General features: G+C 40.7%; 18 protein-coding genes. 12 read left to right on the top strand and 6 right to left on the bottom strand.

Translation table 11 applies throughout. From position 1 onward, the window contains the following. Nucleotides 1-402 precede the first annotated feature (402 nt). Nucleotides 403-7,290 carry a SpvB/TcaC N-terminal domain-containing protein gene (locus ACMVDV_RS09295; RefSeq protein ID WP_416157926.1) on the top strand — a complete coding sequence of 2,296 codons (6,888 nt, stop codon included), beginning with the start codon at nt 403-405 and terminating at the stop codon, nt 7,288-7,290. Between the two features lie 507 nt (nt 7,291-7,797). Here the strand turns inward: ACMVDV_RS09295 and ACMVDV_RS09290 are convergent. Beyond that, nucleotides 7,798-8,649 (bottom strand): hypothetical protein, encoded by an 852-nt coding sequence (locus tag ACMVDV_RS09290; RefSeq protein ID WP_416157925.1) that lies wholly within the window; start codon nt 8,647-8,649, stop codon nt 7,798-7,800. A gap of 293 nt (nt 8,650-8,942) precedes the next feature. Here ACMVDV_RS09290 and ACMVDV_RS09285 point away from each other — a divergent pair, with 293 nt between their 5' ends. From ACMVDV_RS09285 to ACMVDV_RS09260, 6 genes are all read left to right on the top strand, one after another. Beyond that, nucleotides 8,943-9,239, top strand: a complete 297-nt coding sequence (locus ACMVDV_RS09285; RefSeq protein ID WP_416157924.1) for a hypothetical protein — start codon at nt 8,943-8,945, stop codon at nt 9,237-9,239. Nucleotides 9,240-9,469: 230 nt separating this feature from the next. After that, nucleotides 9,470-10,075 (top strand): hypothetical protein, encoded by a 606-nt coding sequence (locus ACMVDV_RS09280; protein ID WP_416157923.1) that lies wholly within the window; start codon nt 9,470-9,472, stop codon nt 10,073-10,075. A gap of 178 nt (nt 10,076-10,253) precedes the next feature. Further along, a complete protein-coding gene (istA, locus tag ACMVDV_RS09275) occupies nt 10,254-11,804 on the top strand; it encodes an IS21 family transposase (protein WP_416157195.1) in 1,551 nt (516 codons plus the stop codon). An 11-nt stretch (nt 11,805-11,815) separates the two neighbouring features. Then, nucleotides 11,816-12,571 carry an IS21-like element helper ATPase IstB gene (gene istB / locus ACMVDV_RS09270; protein WP_416157196.1) on the top strand — a complete coding sequence of 252 codons (756 nt, stop codon included), beginning with the start codon at nt 11,816-11,818 and terminating at the stop codon, nt 12,569-12,571. Nucleotides 12,572-12,616: 45 nt separating this feature from the next. Next, nucleotides 12,617-13,636 carry a Mu transposase domain-containing protein gene (locus ACMVDV_RS09265; RefSeq protein ID WP_416157922.1) on the top strand — a complete coding sequence of 340 codons (1,020 nt, stop codon included), beginning with the start codon at nt 12,617-12,619 and terminating at the stop codon, nt 13,634-13,636. Further along, nucleotides 13,629-13,895: a hypothetical protein gene (locus tag ACMVDV_RS09260; protein ID WP_416157921.1), complete on the top strand. Its 267-nt coding sequence runs from the start codon at nt 13,629-13,631 to the stop codon at nt 13,893-13,895. The genes ACMVDV_RS09265 and ACMVDV_RS09260 overlap by 8 nt, the downstream gene beginning before the upstream one ends. Nucleotides 13,896-14,346: 451 nt before the next feature. On the opposite strand, the gene ACMVDV_RS09255 is transcribed toward ACMVDV_RS09260, so the two are convergent. Then, nucleotides 14,347-15,384: an IS110 family transposase gene (locus tag ACMVDV_RS09255; RefSeq protein WP_416157920.1), complete on the bottom strand. Its 1,038-nt coding sequence runs from the start codon at nt 15,382-15,384 to the stop codon at nt 14,347-14,349. Between the two features lie 161 nt (nt 15,385-15,545). On the opposite strand from ACMVDV_RS09255, the gene ACMVDV_RS09250 reads away from it, so the two are divergent. Genes ACMVDV_RS09250 through ACMVDV_RS09240 form a run of 3 tightly spaced genes read left to right on the top strand, consistent with a single transcriptional unit; the run spans nt 15,546 to nt 16,662 of the window. Beyond that, complete coding sequence (locus tag ACMVDV_RS09250) at nt 15,546-15,881, top strand: hypothetical protein (RefSeq protein WP_416157919.1); 336 nt, start codon at nt 15,546-15,548, stop codon at nt 15,879-15,881. A 37-nt stretch (nt 15,882-15,918) separates the two neighbouring features. Then, nucleotides 15,919-16,263 carry a hypothetical protein gene (locus ACMVDV_RS09245; RefSeq protein ID WP_416157918.1) on the top strand — a complete coding sequence of 115 codons (345 nt, stop codon included), beginning with the start codon at nt 15,919-15,921 and terminating at the stop codon, nt 16,261-16,263. A gap of 33 nt (nt 16,264-16,296) precedes the next feature. Then, complete coding sequence (locus ACMVDV_RS09240; RefSeq protein ID WP_416157917.1) at nt 16,297-16,662, top strand: hypothetical protein; 366 nt, start codon at nt 16,297-16,299, stop codon at nt 16,660-16,662. Nucleotides 16,663-16,702: 40 nt separating this feature from the next. Here ACMVDV_RS09240 and ACMVDV_RS09235 read toward each other — a convergent pair whose 3' ends face one another. The 4 genes from ACMVDV_RS09235 to ettA form a co-directional block, all read right to left on the bottom strand. Further along, nucleotides 16,703-17,374 (bottom strand): hypothetical protein, encoded by a 672-nt coding sequence (locus ACMVDV_RS09235; protein WP_416157916.1) that lies wholly within the window; start codon nt 17,372-17,374, stop codon nt 16,703-16,705. 69 nt (nt 17,375-17,443) lie between these two features. Further along, entirely contained in the window at nt 17,444-18,352 is a 909-nt protein-coding gene (locus ACMVDV_RS09230) for a histone deacetylase (RefSeq protein WP_416157915.1), read from the bottom strand. A gap of 66 nt (nt 18,353-18,418) precedes the next feature. Further along, complete coding sequence (locus ACMVDV_RS09225) at nt 18,419-18,781, bottom strand: PilZ domain-containing protein (RefSeq protein ID WP_416157914.1); 363 nt, start codon at nt 18,779-18,781, stop codon at nt 18,419-18,421. A 150-nt stretch (nt 18,782-18,931) separates the two neighbouring features. Continuing rightward, a complete protein-coding gene (gene ettA / locus ACMVDV_RS09220) occupies nt 18,932-20,605 on the bottom strand; it encodes an energy-dependent translational throttle protein EttA (protein ID WP_064665634.1) in 1,674 nt (557 codons plus the stop codon). 212 nt (nt 20,606-20,817) lie between these two features. Here ettA and metA point away from each other — a divergent pair, with 212 nt between their 5' ends. Beyond that, nucleotides 20,818-21,765, top strand: a complete 948-nt coding sequence (metA, locus tag ACMVDV_RS09215; RefSeq protein ID WP_064665637.1) for a homoserine O-acetyltransferase MetA — start codon at nt 20,818-20,820, stop codon at nt 21,763-21,765. Further along, nucleotides 21,755-22,822 (top strand): homocysteine S-methyltransferase family protein, encoded by a 1,068-nt coding sequence (locus ACMVDV_RS09210; protein ID WP_416157913.1) that lies wholly within the window; start codon nt 21,755-21,757, stop codon nt 22,820-22,822. The genes metA and ACMVDV_RS09210 overlap by 11 nt, the downstream gene beginning before the upstream one ends.

Here is a 22,822-nt window from a genome sequence, read left to right as displayed (position 1 = left end):
TATCAAAAGTGGAAAGTTCAGATTGGCTAGTGGTAAGTCGCTAAAATCAAAAAATACGGAGTGCGCTAGAATGTTGCTCACAGTAAAATATGTTAATAAATTGCTTTTCTGAGATAAGAGCTTTTAATTGATTTGAAATTTGGTTAATCTGCATGTGAACTCTGTTTTTGATTAAATGATTATTGGCGTAACCATTTGATCATTAACAGAGTTCAACTTCAAGTTTTCTTAAGATCCCACCTATGGAGGATGAGTTAGGAAAGTATATACAAATTTAATGAACGCTGACTCTAAAAGGGATGTGATGTATTTAGCTCAATTCTTAAAATACGTAATCGAAATTAAACAAACAGGTAGGATTATTTATTCTATTTTTGAATTAAATGAAAGAATGGAGCAATTATGAAACATATCATAACTACTCTTCTTCTTATTAGTTCTTTTTTTGTAAGTTCAGAAACTAATTGGGTGCCAATCATTTCAGGTAGTATAACTATATTTGTTCCTTATAAACATAATGCCGTATTTGAAGCTCCATCGAACTTGAGAATCGCCGATACATCTTCAGGTTTAATAATGGAATGGTATGATGTTCAGTATGCAAGCAAGTATCTAGTTCAAGGCCTAAGCGATAATGGGGAATGGGTTACCATTAGTATCCAAGAAGATTTATTTATTAGAGTGGATTCTAGATTCGATGCTTTCTCAGAGGTTAGAGTGTCTGCATGCTCTTATACCAGCTGTTCTTCTTCTGAAGGTGCTAGCGTTACAATTAATATTCGGACGAACAAAGAATTTGCTGCTATAAACAGTGTTACTCCTTTTAATAGTTCATTTTCAAATATTGACTTACCAATAGTCGATGGTATGGGAACAATAGCAGGCCAAGCAGGTGTAAGTGGTGGGGCTGCAACATATCATATTCCTATAGAGCTTCCCCCTGGGCGTACTGGTATGCAGCCTGACGTATCATTAAATTACTCATCACGCAGTGGTAATGGTATTGCTGGGGTTGGCTGGTCGTTATCAGCAGGTTCAAGTATTACACGCTGTGCAGCTACTTACGCGCAAGATAATTTTACCCAAAACCCGCAATATAATAGTAATGATCGTTTATGTTTAGATGGTCAACGCTTGGTTGTAGAGTCAGGTACGTATGGTAGTTCTGGAACAGAATATCGCACAGAAATTGATTCTTTTGTACGTGTTACGCAAAGCGGCTATCTCAATGGCACATCAACCTGGTTTAAAGCCGAATATAAAAATGGCCGAGTCGCGTATTTTGGTAAAACGGCTGAATCGAGGCTAGTACATGGTGGCAAAAGTGCTGCGTATTCGTGGTTGATTGAATATCAACATGATGCGACTGCGAAAAATTATATTCATTATGATTATGAAAACTTTGGCGTGGGTGAGAAATTACTGACAGAAATAACTTATACGGGCAATAGCATTAGTTCAAAAGGTATTCAAGCAGTTAGTTTTACTTATGAGGGAAAAAATGTCCCAAATAGTGGCTATATAGCAGGTGGCAAGTACTCGTCAACACAGCGGCTTCAAATAGTTACTGTAAAAAATAGTGATGATTTAGTGCGAAGCTACGGTTTAAATTACGCTACAAGTGAGTTTTCTGGTCGGCCATTGTTAAATGAACTAACGCAATGTGAAAAAAATAATAAGTGTTTTCTAGCGACTAATATTCAATGGGCAGAACAAGCACCTACACTACCAATTGAGCCTCTTGGCGGTGAAGGAAATATGCTATATCAAAACGTGAGTAGTTTAAGTTCAGTCATTCCAAGGGGAGATCTAAATGGTGATGGTGTTAGGGATTGGCAGGGGTATTATGTAAACGCAGAAGGGGAATTTACACCAAATCAACGTGAGTTTGACTCATGTACTTATAACAAGTACACCCGTAAATATGAGTGTCATACGGGAGACTTTGATTTGGATGGTAAAAGTGATAGCTGGACAATAGTAAATAAATCAATCCAAATTCAACTTAGCACAGGTGGAACCGTTAACGCTGGTATTCCGATGCCTGATTCATCACACTTTGGATTAAGAGATAGTTATATTCGTTCAATTGCAGATTTTAATAACGATGGCTGGCCGGATATCTTAATTTACCAAGCAGGGTCATCACCACGGTTAGTGTTGTATCTAAATAGCAAAAATATAACAACACCTTTCTCTTTAGCTCATGCTCAATTTCCGCTAAGTACTCATCGAAGTGGCACAAGATTTTCTTTAGCAACTGATTATTCTGTTTTGGGGGATCTAACAGGTGATGGAACCATTGATTTGATGAAGGTAAGTACAGGAGCTGGTCTTAGAATTTCATATTTACAGCCAATACCATCAGCATTTTACTTGGGTGAAGAGAATTATCAAACTAGTCATAGTAGCCCTTTTCAAGTGAGCACGGATCCTCTTGAGCCAGGCCTTAGCTACTTTATGGATATAAACGGTGATGGGTTACTTGATTGGTTAGGTTGGGAGTATCGTAGTGGAAGTACTTTTTTAACATACCGTATTAATATGGGGAAACTTGAATTTTCACCTGAAATAATGCTTTCTTCTGGCTTAATAGATGTAAAAATAGAATACATTTATCACAATGAGAATGAGCAAGATATCAGGCGAGTGCCTAAATATCTAGATGCCTTTATTGTTGAGGATATAAATGGAGATGGGCAAGCTGAACTTTTGATGCCCGGAGAGCGAATACTTGAAGGGTGTGCATTAATTGGTACCCAAAGACCAACGAGTAGGCTTGAACAAAGATGTGGCAATGCGCTTTATGGTTTTTATTATGCGAGTCAAAATTTTAATGCGAGATCTTCTATTAATAGTACATTGGCAGATAAAAGTATTTACCAATTTGATGCAATTTATTTTGATCAACAAAGTAATGGAAATATTGAAGCCAGAAAAGAGTCAACGAGTTACATTGGAAGTGCATATGATTCTGCTTTTGTTGATGCTTATGGTACAGGTTTAAAAAGTTTTATATTTAATCACTCTATCGCGGAGGGGTATTCCTTCAAAGGCAATGCTTCAGGGGACTTTGCCGGTTATGAATCTCAATATGGAGTCTATATTAACCGCAATTATGGCTCTGGTAGTGGTATTACAGGTAGTGACTATGCTGCAAGTGATATAATTAACAGTGTTGAAAATGGATTGGGTGTTAAGTCTCAATGGCGCTTAAGACCGCTTTCAAGTAACGAACTCGATTACAACTTACTCTCGAACGATATAGTCAACGGTAATGGATACTTTAACTTTGCTTCGTCAATGTACGTTGTATCTAGTTTTAAACAAAGTAATGGTTTAGCGGGTTATAGTGAACGTAAATATAATTATTCAGGGGCAGTATACAACGCTCAAGGCCGTGGTTTTATGGGTTTTAAGAGCATAATAGAAGAAGACGTAAGCCGAGGTTTGATCACCCAGTCTGACTTTAAACAAGTCTTTCCGTATCAAGGTAAATTAACACGCCAAGCCACCTTTACGCATGATGATTATGTAACACGAGGGGATGGGCTACTGGGCTCTGCTGCAAGCGAAAGCATGGCCTTAAGTTACTCAAATACCGAGTGGCGTGATAACGTCAATCACAGTATAGCGGGTGTGTACAGTGTCTACCCTCGCACGACCACCCAAGTAACGCGTGATTTAAGCACTAAAACGGAGCTCACACGCAGCAACAAAAACATCATCGGAATAGATGAGTACGGCAATGTAACTGCTGCATCAACGCAGGTGGCGGATGATTGGGGGACATATTCAACAAGCGAAGTGCGAGTGTATGACAGTAATGAAAATAATTGGTGGTTAAATAAGCTCACAAGTAAAACGACGACGAAAGCCAGTATTGCAAACCGCCACTCAAGCGACCCATTCACCAATGCTGAGCTTGATAAAACAACGAGCTTAACCACAGCTTACAGCAATTACCACACAAGTAGGCAACCGCAAACGGTACTCATCAGTAGCCAGCTCGCAGGTTCAAGCTCTGGTTATGGCAGTACAGTAACGACCAGTCACAACGCCTATGGCTTGCCACTTTCTGTTAGCCAAACAACGAAAGTGCGCAACAGCAGCGGCAGTTGGGTTGACCAAACGCGCACCACATCAACCACGTACAGTAAAAATGGCACCAGTGAGGCTGTCGACGGCTATTTCCCTTATAAGCAAACGAATGCCAAAGGGCATATTAGCTACACCAAAGTAAACCCAGCAACAGGGCAGGTAACACAAACACAGCAACAACTTAGCGGCAGCCATTATCAAGTAACCAACTATGGTTATGATGATTATAATCGCCCTTATAGTGTACAAACGGCGGGTATGCCAATTCAATACACCGCCGTGCAAGTGCCTGATGAGCAAGCGCCAGCGCATGCGGTATTACAAGTATTACAGACCGCAGCAGGGCAACCTACACAAAAAATTTATCAGGATAAACTAGGGCGAACATTACGCACTGCGGTAGAAGGGTTTCATGGTGATTGGGTATTCTCCGATGTTATTTATAATAGTGTCGGTGATAAAATATTCGAGTCAGTGCCTTACAAAGAATATGCCACCCGATACGGCAGCACCTACGCATACGATACATTAGGGCGAGCAATTGAAAAAGTAACGGCGCAACACTGTGGTGATATGACCACAGACTATGACTATGCAGGCCTTACAACCAATATTACCGTGAACGAAGATTGTTACGGCATTACGTTAGCTATGTCGCGCACGTACAATAGCCTTAAACAACTAATGCAAACGGTTGATGCTAATAATGGCGTAACCCGTTACAGCTATAATAATCAAGGCCTACCCATTATCATTCAAGATGCTAATGGTAATAATATCGTCGCTAAGTACAATGCACTGGGGCAAAAAACACAAGTGAATGACCCAAACCAAGGCATCACTAATTTCCAATACAACGGCTTTGGCGAATTGCAATATGAATCCCGCGCAGGGAATAAAGCGGTAAGTTATGTAACGGATGTGCTTGGCCGCGTTACACGCCGCACCGCCACAGGTGAAAATACACTCACCTACACATACGATGGTGCAACGTATGGTTTAGGGCAATTAAACCAAGCCACAGGCAATGATGTAACAAAAACGTATACCTACGACAATCGCGGTCGGCCAAGCAGTCAAACCATTGCAGGCAGTGGTAAAAGCTACACCACAACCACCTTTTACGACAGTAATTATGGCCGTGTAAAAGGGCTGCGTTACCCCAATAACCTTACCTTAGAATACATCTATAATGATGCAGGTTATCAAACACAGGTAAAAAATGCAGCGAACGGTTATGTGTATAAAGCCATCACGGAGCACGATGCGCTTGGTAATATAACACAAGGCACCCTAGGTAACGGGTTAATAGAAAACACCGCATACAGCACTAAAAATGGCCAGATGACCTTAAAAACCATTGCTAAAAATAACAGCAATATCATGAGCATTGATTACTCAGCCTATGATGGCTTTGGTAATTTAAAAGCCGTTGATATCACCACGGGAAGCATTGGTAACCAACATAGCTTTAGCGAAAGTTATGACTATGACGCATTACACCGTTTAGAAAGTAATGCTATCAATGGCATTACTACGATTGACTACAGCTATGATGCCGTGGGTAACCTCTTATCAAAATCAGACTACGCATCGCAGTATGATTATGAAAACGGCACAACTGGCGGGCCCAATGCAGTAAAACGAATTTATCGTAGTGGAAGCTGGAAAACCTTTGCTTATGACGCCCGAGGCAACATGACTAAAGGCGACGGGCTAACAAGCGCCACCTATAACGCGATGGACAAACCCACACAAATTATAAAAAGCGGCAAAACCCTCAATTTTACCTATGGCCCGCAGCATATACGCTTTAAACAAGTAAATGGCAGCGTGACCACGTACTATAGTGACAAGCTCTATGAAGAAGAAATAAACGGCACAAAAACCACGTGGCGAGCTTACATAGACGACATTGCCGTGATAAGCCAAACCACTGGCGAAGGTGCTACCATCCGCTACACCCACCGTGACCGCCTCGGCAGCGCGCGGGTATTTACCGACCACAACGGCCAAGTAGAAGCCGAGCGCAACTTTGACCCATTTGGCAAACCACGTTTAGTTAGTGGCGGGTTAAAACCATTTGGGGCTTCAAAGCTCAGTGACAAAGCCACAGCAAAAACCAATCGCGGCTTTACCGACCACGAACATTTGGATAATGTAGAGCTCATTCATATGAACGGGCGGGTGTACGATTATAACCTTGGTCGGTTTATGTCGGTTGATCCTGTTATTCAAAGCCCAACGAATAGTCAAAGTATTAACCCGTATAGCTATATTATGAATAACCCGTTGGCGGGCGTTGACCCGACAGGTTATTCTAGCTGCAATCCTGAGGATTCTGGTGGTTGTCAAAGTGAGCCGAAGCCATTAGAAATTGTAATTACTGGTGGTCCAAATAAAGGGGAGTCATCTTCTAGTCCTAATGCCGCAGGTGGTGATATTGGGAGAAAAGGCAATAGTGATAATCCAAATGCACCAATTGCTAACTCTTCCAAAAGTTCTATGCCGTCAAATGGTAATGAGAATACTCAGAAGAGCCAAGGTAAAATAGGAAGTGCAATTAGTGATATTGGTTCTCCAAGTACAATCACAAATAATAAAAGTACAGCTCCTTCGTCAGGAAAAAATAGTAGTAAAGGACTATTTCCCAATATACCTACACTACCTGCGCCACCAAATGCAAAAAACCATATTTCTGGGATGAGATCTGCTCTAGGTTACGTGCAAAAAAATGGTATGAATGTGCTTCAAACTATAGGGGGATCTGGGCAGGCATTGTTAGGTGCTAGTTTGATGAGTAACCCAATAACTTTTATACCAGGTGCTTTAATTTTAGCGCATGGTCTATTTAATACTGCTCAAGGTGTTGGTTTAACAGAAAGTAATTATGCTCAAGAAGGGTGGCGGTATGTATTTGGTGAACAATACGGTGATTACGCATATTTTGGTGTTGATATAGCTAGCGCCGGTTGGGCAGCTCTAGGGCGTAAAATAGGACAATTTGGGCTACGAGCCTCAGGCACAAACACCATTCATCACTCAAGAAATTTAACTAATTCTTTGGGGCGGGATCGTATCCACTTTAGAGGAGATTATGTGAGAAATTATCGAACAGTATCTGGAAGTGCACTATTTGCTAATGACGCGATAGTAATTGGAAATGGAGTTATGCAGAATGCTAACTGAGAACCCGTTAGTTACATTAGTTCCTTTAATTTTTATTATTGACTTAGTTTTAACTGTGGCAGTTATAAGGAAAAAAGTAAAAGATAGGAATATTGTTCCTGTGCTGAGGTTTTTGTTAATGGGATTAGGGGTCGGAAGTTCTTGGATTTTGTTCTTCAACTACCCATCATTAGGTCACTTATTTGATTATATTTATGGAAGTATTTTGGTTTACTTTTTAGTAATTAGAGTATTTGTACTGAGATCCTAATCGACACAGGGGAATCAAAATATGGCCGCGAATTACTCACTATTTGACTTTAAAGTGAGCAAACAATCCCAGTAGAACTGCGCACTTACTAACAGCAGGTAGTGCAATCTGTGTCAGTGCCACTAAGTAGTGGCGCTGGCTCAAATAGCTAGCTCTGCTGTTTTAAAGTGACACTGCTTACTGAATTTACATGAACACAGTACTTGTTTTAGTTGCCCTTAATGAATTGTATTTATGTGGCGGTTGTTCGCAATAAATTAAATGAATCGAGACAGAATTTGTTGTTTGAGTGCCTTTAAGCTCGTTGGTGGAGTTGGTTGGAATAAAATGTTTATAAGCTCAACGATTTCTGTATGGCAAATGAAATTATAAAAACGATTCATCCCCTCAAAAGAATTAGCTACTAGCCCAATTTTAATGGCTTGCTCGCATAGCTTTTTATACAAACCAAGCGTTGGCTGTATGGTCAAACAGTTGCCAGATATTAATCTCATGGGGAGGCTAAAGTCCGTGTGGCCGTTATTTTTATTAGGTATTAAAATACGATAGCGCATCACAGGCATGTGTGAGTACAGCGGACTAAACATCTCATTTACATATGCATAAAAATCATCAGAAATTGACGAAAATGGTGTAACGATAGCTATCTTTAATAAGTGTTTAATTGCACATAATTGGTTGATGTCAATTTGATTATATTCTGCTGACTTTTTCTCTAGGCAAAAGGCTATCCAGCATGTTAACGCATGAATATCATTACTATGAATTAACTTGTGTCTTGCTTTTTGAGTCAATTTTGTTTTTCTAATGAGTTGGCCGTGACTATTTTCTTTGAATAAAAGACTGGCGTAGTTGTAGGGTAAGTGCGCTAAAACTTGATTTATAAACAGGTCTGTTGGCTGTGTGTTATCTAAAAGCTGCCAAAGTGGATGACATAGTATTGCTAAGGAGCTGAAGTCACTATTTAAGCGTTCATCAATTTCTCTAACAACGTCAAACCGGATCACTGGCTCACCCGCTTCTTTTTTATTAAAAAACCGAGACGACTTATTTAACCAGTCATTGCCTTTATTTCCCCACTCTTTATCGGTTAATAACTTCCTTTTCATCTCATAAGCACTTTTCGCGTTGAGGTGTGCCTTTAAACAGGCGCACCAATATCGCGTTGCTAAGGATTTTGTTCGCCTCGATAGTGTTAAATAATGCTCAAAGGTGTACATCTAAAATTTGGCAATTTGAATGCCAAACTCCGATCAAAAGTACTAACTCATTGAAAGTATGAATGTTCACAGTATATAGCATTGTTTTACTCGTGCCTTTAATTAAAAAAGAAAGCCTTATGTAAGTTTAGCAAAACTACATATTCTTAATAAATCATATTAAGTCTTAATAGGTGACTACCATGCTGCTAATGAACAGCAAGGAGGAAAGGTTGAAAGCACTGGCTTTAGCGTTAGAGCGCGAGCTGATGAAAAATTATGGCTCTCCACTACTCACAGGGGAGAAGCTATCTGAAGCGATGGGCTATCGCAGTATCCATTCGTTACGCAAACATATGTCACAAAAATCCTTCCCAGTGGAACTGTTTACGATTAGAGGCAGGAAGGGGCGATTTGCACTTGTGAAAGACATTGCTGTTTGGTTGGCTAAGCAGCGCATTGAAAACCAATACACACCTAAGGACAAGCCTATGGATTAAATTGCATAAATTACCTAAGTACAGTTGTTTAGGCACAATTTAGTAAGGCTCAGAAGGTGAAAAAGCCAGCATAGCAGTGCTGACTTTTTCTGAAAATGTCGTTTGGTACTCTCGCCTTTCGACTCTTTTATTTAAGCTTTCCTTTGCCTATCTGTCAAGTTTCATCCAGTGATGAGATACAGGTCGGCGTGTGCCTTGATTTCTTTAAAATTGAAATTAAGGAGGCGCATATGAGCGCACAAATATTACGGCAACTTCTTCGATTGCTATTAACCACACCTTATTCAAATCGTCGTATCGCAAAACTGGTGGGGGTCGCCCCCAATACAGTGCGACGGTATCGTAAGAAGCTTGAAGGAGTAACGCTCACCCATGAGCGAGTAAATGAATACAGTGACAACCAGCTTGTTCGGCTATTTTCAGAGCCAAAACAAGCAGACAGTAGCAAACGGTTGCCTGATTGGCATTATGTTCATCAACTGATGCAAACTAAACATCAAACCTTGATCCAACTTTGGGAGGAGTACCGTAGTCTCAACCCCGATGATGCTTATAGTTACTCACAATTTACACATTACTATCGTGACTTTGTTGACTCAATTGATGTGACAATGCGCCAGTATTATTTACCTGGCGAAGTAACCTTTGTGGACTTTTCTGGTAAGCGTATTCCTTGGTATGACTCAGGTGCATGCAAGCAGCACTATGCCGAAATATTTGTTGGTGTCACAGGCTATGCTCAATACATATTTGCCATTGCTGTGCGTTCACAAAAACTTGAAGACTGGTTGTCTGCTTGCATATTCTCTCCAGCTTTGATCACCCAATGGCATTAACTTTGATCACTTATTCTCATTAAGCTTTGATCACGAAAATCACTCGATAATGATCACTTTTGTGTTCTTAATGATTTTGCCGATCAAAGCTTAATGCCACTCCTCACCGAGTTCACGTTTTATCATTTTTGTAGGTATGTTAAACCGTTATCTAAATCATTTGATGAGGATAACAATAATGTCAACAAGACCTATATCTATGAGTAAATTACATGCTATTTTACGGCTGAAATATTCAGCAAAATTATCCCATCGAGAGATTGCCAGAAGCTTAACTATCTCCCCTGGCACTGTGGCTAATTACGTTAAAAAGGCCAATGAGTTAGGCTTAAACCAATGGCCGTTACCTGAAGATAAACAACACGGTACTTTTCTTAATACAAAAATCAGGGACTTCTCAACCCGTCAAAAAAGATACCCAACACCTGACTGGCTCACCATCAATAAGGATTTGAAGCAGCACAAACATTTGACGTTGCAGTTAGTATTTGATGAATTGCGTGAGAAAGTCGGTGAGCCTTATTACAGTTATAGCCACTTTTGCCGAGCCTATCGGGAATGGGTGGGCAAACAACGATTGTCGATGCGTCAGCATCATAAAGGCGGTGAAAAGCTGTTTGTGGATTATTGTGGCCCCACGCTGACCATCACGTGCCCTACAACACAGGAAACACGACCTGCTCAAGTGTTTGTTGCCGTGCTCGGCGCATCAAATTATACCTATGCTGAGGCAACGTATAGTCAACAACTTGAAGATTGGGTGATGAGTCATGCCCGTTGCTTTGCGTTTTTAGGCGGTGTTCCTGAACTTGTTATTCCCGACAACTTAAAAAGCGCCGTTAGTAAACCCTGTCGCTACGAGCCTGATTTAAACCCCACGTATCATCAATTAGCCGAGTATTTTAATGTCGCGGTCATACCCGCTAGACCTTATAAACCCAAAGATAAATCGAAGGCTGAAGTCGGTGTACAAATTGTTGAGCGTTGGATCATGGCACGTCTACGCAAGCAAACCTTCTACAGCTTAGCGCACCTAAATCGAGAAATAGCAAAACTACTTGATGCTATGAACAATAAGGTCATGAAGCAATATCAACAGTCACGTAAACAGCTATTTGATAGGGTGGATAAAAGCGCATTAAAGCCATTGCCTGAAAAGCCTTATCACTATACACAAATCAAAACGGTGCGAGTGCACATTGATTATCATGTTGAAATAGAAAAACATTACTACAGTGTGCCGTATCAGTGGGTTAAGAAACAATTACGCGCACACATAACCAATCAGCTAGTACAGCTTTATCATGACGATACCTTAATCGCACAACATCCTCGCTCACATCGTTTAGGTGGGCATACAACACAGTCTCATCATATGCCTCTGGCGCATCAAAAACAGCATGAGCAGTCACCGATAAATTTACGCTCATGGGCATTAAGTATTGGGGAGTATACCCACCAAGTTATTGAGTTACAGCTCAGTGGACGGCGTCACCCCGAGCACGCTTATCGCGCCTGTTTAGGGGTGTTAAGTTTAGCTAAAATCTATTCAAAAGAGCGGCTTGAGCAAGCGTGCTATCGCGCAATCATAATGAATACGACCACACTCAAATCAATAAAGCAGATGCTGAAGAAAGGGTTGGATCAACAACCGTTACCCACACAGCAAACAGAGCCAGAAAAGCCAATTAAGCATGGCAACATACGCGGCACACAGTATTACCATTAAGGAAATGAATCATGATAGACACCATTAATCAACAACTTCAGCTACTCAAGCTATCAGGCATAAAACACGCATTAAAACAGCAGCTTGAGCAGCCTAACTTATACCAAGAGCAAAGCTTTATAGAGCGTATCAGTTTATTGCTAACACATGAAATTGACACGCGTGAGCAAAGAAAAATCGACCGGCTCGTGCGACACGCTAAATTCCGCTTACCGGCTCAGTTAAATCAACTGATTTACTCGCCGACACGCAATATAGAAAAAGCACAGATACGTAACTTAAGCCAAAATAGCTGGCTGAACTTACATCAAAATATCTTAATCACCGGGGCAACAGGCTGTGGAAAAACATACCTTGCGTGTGCCTTAGGACATGAGCACTGCCTACAAGGAAAAAGTGTTTACTATATTCGATTAAAAGAACTACTCGAAAGCCTGTTTCTAGCACAAGCAGATGGTAGTTACCGAAAATTACTAGCGAAGCTAATAAAGTATGATCTACTGATCTTAGACGACTGGGGGCTTGAACCACTGAGTGCGCAGCAACGAGGTGACTTACTCGAATTAATCGATGCGCGGTATGGGTATAAATCACACATAATTATAAGCCAGCTCCCGCAGGAAAACTGGCATGAGATGATCGGAGAATCAACCCATGCTGACGCCATTTTAGATAGGCTAATTCATGGTTCGATTAAGTTGAACTTAAAAGGAGAATCGATACGAAAACAGTTAAATAAATTGACTGATGATGATCAGTTAAGCTAATTTAAAAACGGCTCTACAAAATGATAAATCAGGTGATCAAAGCTGATGAGAATCGGTGATCAAAGTCATGAGAATACGCAGTCTGCTCATCAAGCCATGTTTGATCATTACGGTGGTGTGACCCAACTTGTGGTGCCTGATAACTTAAAATCAGCGGTGACAAAGCCTGGCAAAACACCTGTTATTAATGCCAGTTACCAAGAAATGGCCGAGCATTACGATTTTGTTATTGAACCTGCTCGTGTACGCAGGCCACAAGATAAATCATTGGCTGAAATTGGTGTGTTGTTGGTAACTCGTTGGATAATCGTGGTATTGAGTCGGCGTCAGTTTTTTAGCATCGATGAAATTAACCAAGCTTTACGCGCTTTGCTTGAGCAATTAAATCAACGGCCTTTTAAGCGCTTTGAAGGTGATCGCTTACAACGATTCGAAGAGCAAGAGCGCCAAACTTTAAAACCACTGCCTCAACAGCCCTTTGAAATTGGACGTTGGATACACCAGCAAAAAGTGAATCGAGATTATCACATTTATGTGCATGGACACGCCTATTCTGTGCCTTATGAACTAACCAGCCAAGCGGTGGATATTAAGGTTACAAACAACAAGGTTGAAGCTTACTTTCAGCATAAGTTAGTGGCTATGCATGTACGCAGTTTTGTGCAAGGTGGCGCGACAACTGAGCCGCAACACCGCCCTAAAAGTCACCGTATGTATGCAGAGCAATCAAAGGCTCATTTTATTCAATGGGCAGAGCGCATCGGACAAAGTGCGCTTTCGCTGGTGATGGCGCAATTTGATAACTTACCAGACTACTCGATGCAAGGGTGTAAAGCATGCACCAACCTGCAAACCCTGGCAAAGCAATACGGGGCAATACGATTTGAGAATGCTTGCCACTGTGCCTGTGACATAAAGTCGCGAACAGTGAGTAGCGTGCGCTCTATTTTGCAATGCCACCTTGATGAAGCTCCAGAAGATGTACCCACACAGCAATCTTTGCCGCTTCACCATAATATTCGTGGTGCGGAGTATTACGTTAATGGAGGGCAGTTAAATGAGTAATAAACACAGTGTATTTGAAAATCTACAGACATTACGTCTAATGGGTATGGCGGGCGCTTTACAAAAAGGAACCAATGGGGTCGCGTCTTGCCTTTTGCCTGTCAACGATTTTCACGCTGAAGGTAGAGTAAAGCGGGTATATCGCAGCGGTAGTTGGAAAACGTTTAGCTACGATGCACGTGGTAATATGGCTCGGGGTGATGGGCTCACCAGCGCCACCTACAACGCTATGGACACTCACACAAATTGTAACAAATAATAAATAGTGTCACCCATTAGAAAGTTCCGGTCAAGCAGGCAGTTGTGTTTTCTTGATCTTTTTATTCAAAAAACCAAGTGTTGTTACTTTTTAAACTCACTTTAAATATGACTATGCATCCAGTAATGACGTCGATTGGTGTGAATATGCACCAGTCACCCATATGAATTTAGGCGTTTTAATTAAGCATCATTGATGATTAATTAGGCCCTTGGCTTTCGCCTCAGTCATCGTTTAGTGCCAATGTCTGTCCAGTTTTTGGCAGCGCATACGTACTGCGCAATAACAAATCTGTGGCTTATGTTTACACATAACCAACCCTTTGTGGCTCAGACAGTGGGCATACCCAACATTTAAATATGAGCGGTTAACGTGCAGGCTCAATCAGATCTGATGGTTTTACCAACCCCATTATTAACTCAACACGTTAACCTAATTCATTTCATAGTCGCTAAGAAAAAGCCTTGTGTTCATCAAATGGGACATTGTCTTTCAGCACGTGGTAACACGCTCTTGCGAGTTTATGTGCAACCGTTTTAATCGCGATAACTTGGTTTGTTTTAGCCAACTTTCGTTGATAATATTTTTTGATTGTCGGGTTATATCGAATGGCAAAGTTAGCGGCCTCAGTAAACGCCCACGCTAAGTATCGATTGCCATTTTTTTGGTTTGTAGCGCCTTTCTTCTTTCCATTGCTGTATCTTGCACCTTTAACGCATCGACAATACGAGGAAAAATTACCTGGACTATCAAAACGTTTAATTGTGCCTGTCTCTAACATAATGGTCAGTGCTAAAGTATTCCCAACCCCATCGATACTGGTTAGGTTTATAAATTCAGGGGAGAGTGATGTTTGCTGTAAAATAGCGCCCTCTATTGCATTTATTTGCTGTTGAGCACAGCGTATCAATGTGAGGTTAGAAATGACCGACAGTGCTGTATTCGCTGAACTGAAATCTGTGTATACCTGCTCAACATTTACGCCTTTTCTGATAGCAGCCATTTGTTTTATTTTGTTGCTACTGAGTTTGTAGCCAAGGTGTCGCATGTAACAGCTTTGCACTGATAATAAGTTTTTAGTGGATTGTTGAACAATGTCCATTCGTTTACGCATTAAGTCGCGAACAGCTCTGAGTTCTCGGGGGTAAATGTAGCCCTCAGGCAAAATGTTTAGACGTAGCATTTCAGCCAACCAACGTGCATCACTATGATCATCAGCATGTTTTAAGCCTGAATATTGTTGGATTGCAGCGGGGTTTGCTAAGTGAAGTTTAAATTCTGCATCCATTAATGCATCAACTAACCAATACCAATTAAAGGTTGATTCGACAACAAGCCCTGTTAACTTGTCTTTATAAGGGGTTAGAAAAGATAAAATGACAGACATGTCATTATTTAAACGCTTAACGGTAAGCGTTTCACCTTGTTCATTAATGATAGCAATAACACTATTATTTGAATGCAAGTCAATTCCACCATATAGTTTCATACCAAGCTCCTCGGATTCAGTTTATGTTTTGGTCAACACAACTGTATCGAAAAACTCGGGGAGCTTTCTATATGATTATCAGGTCTTTCTTTTTGCCTTTTTATTTTATTGCGATTACAGCTTTGTAGTAATAGTTAAAATAACTTTTTTGAGAGTTTAATATGTTTAAAGTGAGTGTTTTCTTATTATGTGTTTTTTTCAGCGCTGCTAGTTCGGCAGCAATGAAATGGACTGATGATTATTGGCGTGGTAAAGGTGTTGAAGTGGAAAATGTATATCTTCAGTGGGATAACCATTGGGTACAATTTTATGGCAGTGATGGGCGCTCTTATGTTTACTATTGGGGAGAGCAAGCGATGCCTGATGAAAAGGCAAAGATGTTTTTTTCAATGTTATTAACAGCATTCAGTGCGAATAAAAAAGTAAGTGTAGCCTATGAAACCGAACCGATGAGTAACGCACACCATCGCTTTTACTTTTTGAATTTGCATGATTAATTTTTTATAAAACAACTTAAACCTTAAAGTGGATAATATGAAAATTAAATTTGTTTTTTTAGTGGGTTTATTATTACCTCAAATGTTATTGGCTAGGTCATATGAGTCTTCTGATGTTGGGGTTATAAATAAGCTAGTCACCTTTGCAAATTATGGTAACGGTGATGTGTATGTTACTTTGCCAACAAATGGAGTTACATGTAAATATGGATATTTTGTGAACAAAAACAGTAATGGCTATGAATCAACATTAAGCTCATTACTCGCTGCTTATCAAGCGCAAACTCCTATTATAATCCATGGATTAACAGCTAATGATAAAAGGTGGAGTGGCTCAAACAACCCTGTTTGTGAAATATACTCTGTTGAATATCGAAGGTAGATAGAGATCTAGGTTAAAAATATAAGGATTATTATGAAATTTTACAAATTGGCTATTGGTTTATTATTGTGTAGTACAAGTGCATTTTCTCAAGGGTATTTAACCCCATTAGGAAGTGGTATTGAAATTGATAAATATCAATTTTTGGGTGAGAGTTCTGGCGGAATGGTTGTGTGGTTGAAAGGCCCTATTTTTAGTAATCCGGATAGTTGTAAAGAAACAGAAAAAGTATATATAAAAAATAGTTTACCTCAATATAAGAATATGGTCGCTGCAATCATGGCTGCGCATGCTCAGGGTAAAAAAGTGGGGTTTTGGTCAACAGGGTGTGCCACAAACTATTTTTGGGGAGGCTCGGTGACATTCCCTTTAGTTCGCGATATGTGGGTTACTGATTAGCTCTTTAAAACCCTCGTTATTTTTATCATTGAACTCACAGTTATTTTAATTGTAAATCCTCACTATCAAAATAAAGTGGTTTTAAAGTACCACAGTTGGCAAATTTATAGGTGAGTTCCTCAATACTTGGGACGCGTTTTGATGTGCGAAATTTTTGCAAACAGGCATTGGTTAAATCTGCAAAAATAAGGTGATTAAAACTCGGTGCTTGGGTAATTTTATGGATATAAATTCGCTCATTATTTTTGAGGGTGATCATGTCGTATTCTTGCCACTGTGATGATTCGTTCAAATCAGTTAATTCCCGCGCATAAAGTAATTTACTCATTACAATAGGTCTATGTTGATAAACCAAACTGCCATCGCGCTGGTAATGTCCGGCATACACATCTGCCGTAATTGTTAGTTCTTCGCCGCGCATTAAGCGTTGAATATTAAACGGTTGTGGTTTGATAGTAATAAGCTCTGCATCACGTACCAGGCTTAAAAAAGCGACATCTGGGTTTTCAATTTGATAAACGACTTGCACATTATGAGGTAATTTATAAGTCGGTAGGTTAACTGCAAAAATACGCGAGCCCTGATTAACGAGCGCCATGGCATGCTCTGCATTGTAAGCTGGGTTAATCGGCGGAAGCTCTTCTTTTACAGCTTCTTCGGCGTTGGCAATACTCGACATAAATGCAAGTAACAAAATAAACAACAGTCGCATAATAATCTCAATAACGGTATGAATTTACAGTGTAGTCAAAAATACTGCTTTAGCAGTTTTATAGTTTGCTTAAAAACACGCAGCTTGCTCTACAACGATGGCGTGGCGTTTTGCAAGGCGCAGATGATCTCTGTCATAGCCACCGCCAATCACTGTCGCTACTGGAGTATTACTTTCAAGGCAGCGTTTAAGAACCAGATGATCGCGCTTTTCAATGCCTTGCCAGCTTATATCAAGCTTGCCTAAACCATCTTGTTGCCAAATATCGACACCTGCATCATAAAGTACTAAGTCAGGGTTCAGTTCTTTGAGTAAAAAGCGCAAGGTATCATCAACAATGCCTAAATACTCATCGTCTTGCATATTGTTGGCTAAACCAATGTCGAGATCGCTGGCTGATTTACGAAATGGAAAGTTTTTTTCACAATGAATTGAACAGGTATAGGCATAAGGTTGGTGTTGTAACATGGCTGCGGTGCCATCGCCTTGGTGTACGTCTAAGTCAAAAATCAATACATTAGTAACTTCACCCGATTGGATCAGCGTTTGCGCAGTAAAGGCTAAATCGTTGACCATACAATAGCCAGAGCCAAAATCGCTGTGGGCGTGGTGTGTACCGCCTGCTAAATGGCATGCAATGCCATGTTTAAGGGCTAAGCGTGCAGTTTGCAACGTGCCAATTGGCGCGGTAAAAGTACGTGCCATTAATTGTTCAGACCACGGTAGCCCAATACGACGCATCGCTTTATCACCTAAGCGGTTATGCCATAAATCTTGAATGTAATTATCACAATGTACCAATTCAAGCGTCTCAGGGTTGCCAAGTTGAGGTGTTATAAGATTGCTATTAATTAATCCCAGCGCTTTGACTTGCTGGTATAAATTAGCAAACTTACTCATAACAAAGCGATGATTAGGATCAAAGTTAAACGAATAGTTGGGATGGTAAACCAATGGTAGATGTGGATTTAGCGCCATAGTCAGATTGTGTTGCGAATTTTCTCTAGGGTAACCTACTGGATAACTGCAATCCAGTTACTTGCTTTACGCTCCATGGATCAAACTCTCAAGTTCACGATGTAGTAAATCATCATCGGCGAGATTCAACTCAATTAAGCGTTTTAAATGGGTGATACTATCAATATCAATATGGGTGCATTTTAAGCCGATATGTTGCTGCTCGATATGACAAATAGTGACCGTCATCGCGATGATGATATCGCTTTGTGGAAGTTTAAAGGCCAAAATAGCACTACTGTTTTTTGCAAAATTAAACTCACTATTGCGACTAACTAACGCACCATTTAATGAGATATCAAGCAACTGGCACGGATAACTGTGGGTATTATTGGTTAAATGCGCAGGAGTTGAAAATAAAATGCGCGTGTAATGTCGACGGTTTTCCATGGTTATTCCTTTTAGTTGCATTAAGCTAAGTATAGCGTGTTTTTTAGTCGCTTGTAGCAAGCGTTTTTTGTTTCAGAAATAAAAAGCCCCACATAAATGCGGGGCTTAAAATATGTTTAGAACCTAGAACCTAGAACCTAGAACTTAGACCTAACCAATCTTCTTGTACTTAATACGCTTAGGTTGCGTAGCCGCAGTGCCTAAGGTCTTTTTAAGCCATTCTTCATATTCAGTGTAGTTACCATCGAAGAAGTTAATTTGGCCTTCGTCACGGTAATCTAAAATATGTGTCGCAATACGGTCCAAGAACCAACGGTCATGCGAGATACACATAACACAGCCTGGGAATTCTAAAATTGCATTCTCAAGGGCACGTAATGTTTCCACGTCCAAATCATTGGTTGGCTCATCCAGTAGGATAACATTGCCACCGGCTTTTAATAATTTAGCTAAATGCAGACGGTTGCGTTCACCACCTGATAAGTCTTTAACAAACTTTTGCTGATCGTTACCTTTGAAGTTAAAGCGACTCACATAGGCACGGCTTTGGAATTCAAAGTTACCAATTTTCAGTACGTCTTGGCCGTTTGAAATTTCTTGGAAAACAGTGTTGCTGTCATCCATATTGCCACGGAACTGATCAACGGTTGCCAGTTCAACCGTTTCACCTAGGTTAATTTCGCCGCTGTCTTGTTTGTCTTCACCGCTAAGCATTTTAAACAGCGTTGATTTACCCGCACCATTGGCACCGATAATGCCAACAATTGCGCCTTTCGGCACAGTAAAGCTTAGATCATCAATCAATACACGATCGCCAAAGCTTTTCTTCAAGTTTTTAACTTCAATAACTTGATCCCCTAGACGTGGTCCAGGTGGAATAAATAGCTCATTGGTTTCATTACGTTTTTGGTAATCAGACTGCTGCATTTCAGTAAATTGCGCCATACGCGCTTTTGACTTAGCTTGACGACCTTTTTGGTTTGAACGTACCCACTCAAGTTCTTGTGCAATTGATTTTTGACGGGCTTTTTCAGATTTTTGCTCTTGTTGTAAACGAGCATCTTTTTGCTCAAGCCAAGAAGAGTAGTTACCTTCCCACGGAATACCTTCACCACGGTCAAGCTCTAAAATCCAACCTGCTACATTATCAAGGAAGTAACGGTCATGGGTTACCGCCACAACGGTGCCTTCGTAATCATGTAAGAAGCGCTCAAGCCAGGCTACAGATTCAGCATCTAAGTGGTTAGTAGGCTCATCGAGGATAAGCATATCTGGTTTTTCAAGCAGTAAACGACAGATAGCGACACGGCGACGCTCACCACCTGACAAAAATTCTATTTTAGCATCCCACTCAGGTAAACGAAGGGCATCGGCGGCGCGCTCTAATACGTTATCGATGTTATGACCGTCGTGGGCTTGAATAATGGCTTCAAGCTCACCTTGCTCTTTGGCAAGTGCGTCAAAGTCAGCATCTTCCATCGCGTATTCGTTATATACTTCATCAAGACGGTTAAGCGCGTTTTTCACTTCGCTGACTGCTTCTTCCACAGTTTCACGAACCGTTTTGCTTTCATCTAGAATAGGCTCTTGCGGTAAGTAACCAATTTTAGTGCCCGGTTGAGGATATGCCTCACCTTCAAACTCTTGATCAAGGCCGGCCATAATACGTAGCAACGTTGATTTACCAGAACCGTTTAAACCAAGGACACCAATTTTTGCGCCCGGAAAAAAATGCAAAGAAATATCTTTTAAGATAGTGCGTTTAGGTGGCACAACCTTAGATACTCGACTCATCGAGAATATAAACTTATCAGGTAAAACCATGAAAGGAGCCTTCAAATAATAATAAAAATTTCAATGTTGTATTGTAGTGGCTGACAGGTGAAACAGTCAACGAAACTACAAAGTTGGCTGGGTGTTTTGAGCAAATAGGTTAACGATTTTAAATTCATTTGGACATCTAAACATCTAGAGGTTGAAATTTCCAGCTATCCGTTCATAATTAGCCATTGGTTAAATATGCCTTGGAGATGAGTATGCCTATTACCGTTAAAGATGAATTGCCCGCAATTGCGAAGTTACGCCAAGAAAACGTATTCGTAATGCCAAAAAGCCGCGCTAAAACGCAAGAGATCCGTCCGATGCGGTTGGCGATTTTAAACTTAATGCCTAATAAGGTTGAAACCGAGGTGCAGTTTATTCGTTTGCTTGCTAATTCCCCCTTACAGGTAAATGTCGAGTTATTACGTTTAGACACTCATCGCAGCAGTAGTAACTCAGAGCAGCATTTAGACACTTTCTACCGTTATTTCTCTGAGGTGAAAGACAACAACTACGATGCATTACTCATTACCGGCGCACCATTGGCACATTTAGAATATGATGATGTAGCCTACTGGGATGAACTAAAAGTAATTTTAGATTGGGCGGAGCAGCATGTTACCTCAACATTATTTTCGTGTTGGGCGGCCCATGCGGGTTTATTTCATCATCATAATTTAAAGCGTGAATTAAAAGAAAATAAGCTCTGTGGCGTGTTTACTCACAAATGTTATTTTGAACATGGCGCCTTAACCCGTGGTTTTGACGACACCTTTGTAGTGCCGCACTCGCGTTATGGTCATATTGATATTGAAAAAATTAACGCCTGTGATGACTTAGTTGTACTAGCAGGTTCAGAGCAAGTAGGCGCTTACTTAATAAAAAATAAATCCGGCAGCCAAGTGTATATTACTGGGCATCCTGAGTATGATGCCGACACTTTAAAAGGCGAATATCAGCGCGATTTAGAAAAAGGCCCCGATGCGCCACTGCCAGAAAATTACTTTCCAGATAACAACCCAGATAACGAGCCGTCGAAAACTTGGCAAAGCCATGCCTTTTTGCTTTTTTCGAACTGGTTAAATTATTATGTGTACCAAACCACACCCTATGATATTAATTTAGTTAGCCAAGCCGTAAGGACTAACAACTATGCCGAATAATTTAGAAAACAAAAGCGCCGAGTTAATTGAAGCGCTACAACAGCGTATTTTAATTCTTGATGGTGCTATGGGTACCATGATCCAAGAGCATAAACTAGAAGAACAAGACTACCGTGGCGAGCGCTTTAAAGACTGGCATGTGCTAATCAAAGGTAATAATGACTTATTAAGCATTACACAACCAAAAATAATTGCTGATATTCATCGTGGCTTTTTAAATGCCGGTGCCGACATTATCGAAACCAATACCTTTAACTCGACCACCATTTCGATGGAAGATTACGACATGGCCAGTATCAGCCGTGAAGTAAACTTAGAGTCGGCTAAATTAGCGCGTAGTATTTGCGATGAATTTACTGCTAAAAATCCAGCTAAACCACGTTATGTTGCAGGGGTTTTGGGGCCAACCTCGAAAACCTGTTCAATCTCGCCTGATGTCAACGACCCCGGTTATCGCAATGTGACGTTTGATAAATTAGTCACAGCGTATGTTGAATCAACGCTTGCCCTGATGGAAGGTGGTGTTGATTTAATTTTGATTGAAACCATTTTTGATACGCTTAATGCAAAAGCGGCGTCGTTCGCGGTGGAAGAAGCTTTTGAGCAAGCAGAGCGCAAGTTGCCAGTGATGATTTCTGGCACCATTACCGATGCATCAGGGCGTACATTATCAGGGCAAACTACCGAGGCGTTTTATAATTCGATTCGCCACATTAAGCCGATTTCAATTGGCCTCAATTGTGCGCTTGGTCCAGATTTATTACGTCAATACGTAGAAGAATTATCGCGTGTTTGTGAAACTTACACCTCAGTGCACCCCAATGCAGGCTTGCCTAACGAGTTTGGTGAGTACGATTTAGAGGCCCCTGAAATGGCAAAAGAAATAATCGATTGGGGTAAGTCTGGCTTTATCAATATTGTTGGCGGTTGCTGTGGTACTACGCCCGCGCACATCAGGGCATTTGCCAAAGGGCTTGAAGGGGTTAAACCTCGCCCATTGCCAGAGCTTGAAGTGCGTATGCGCTTATCAGGCCTTGAAGCGTGTAATTTAAACTAA

The sequence above is a fragment of the Pseudoalteromonas sp. ASV78 genome (assembly GCF_047806705.1).
In the GTDB taxonomy this organism is placed as follows: domain Bacteria; phylum Pseudomonadota; class Gammaproteobacteria; order Enterobacterales; family Alteromonadaceae; genus Pseudoalteromonas; species Pseudoalteromonas prydzensis_A.
This window is presented reverse-complemented; position numbering and strand designations above follow the sequence as displayed.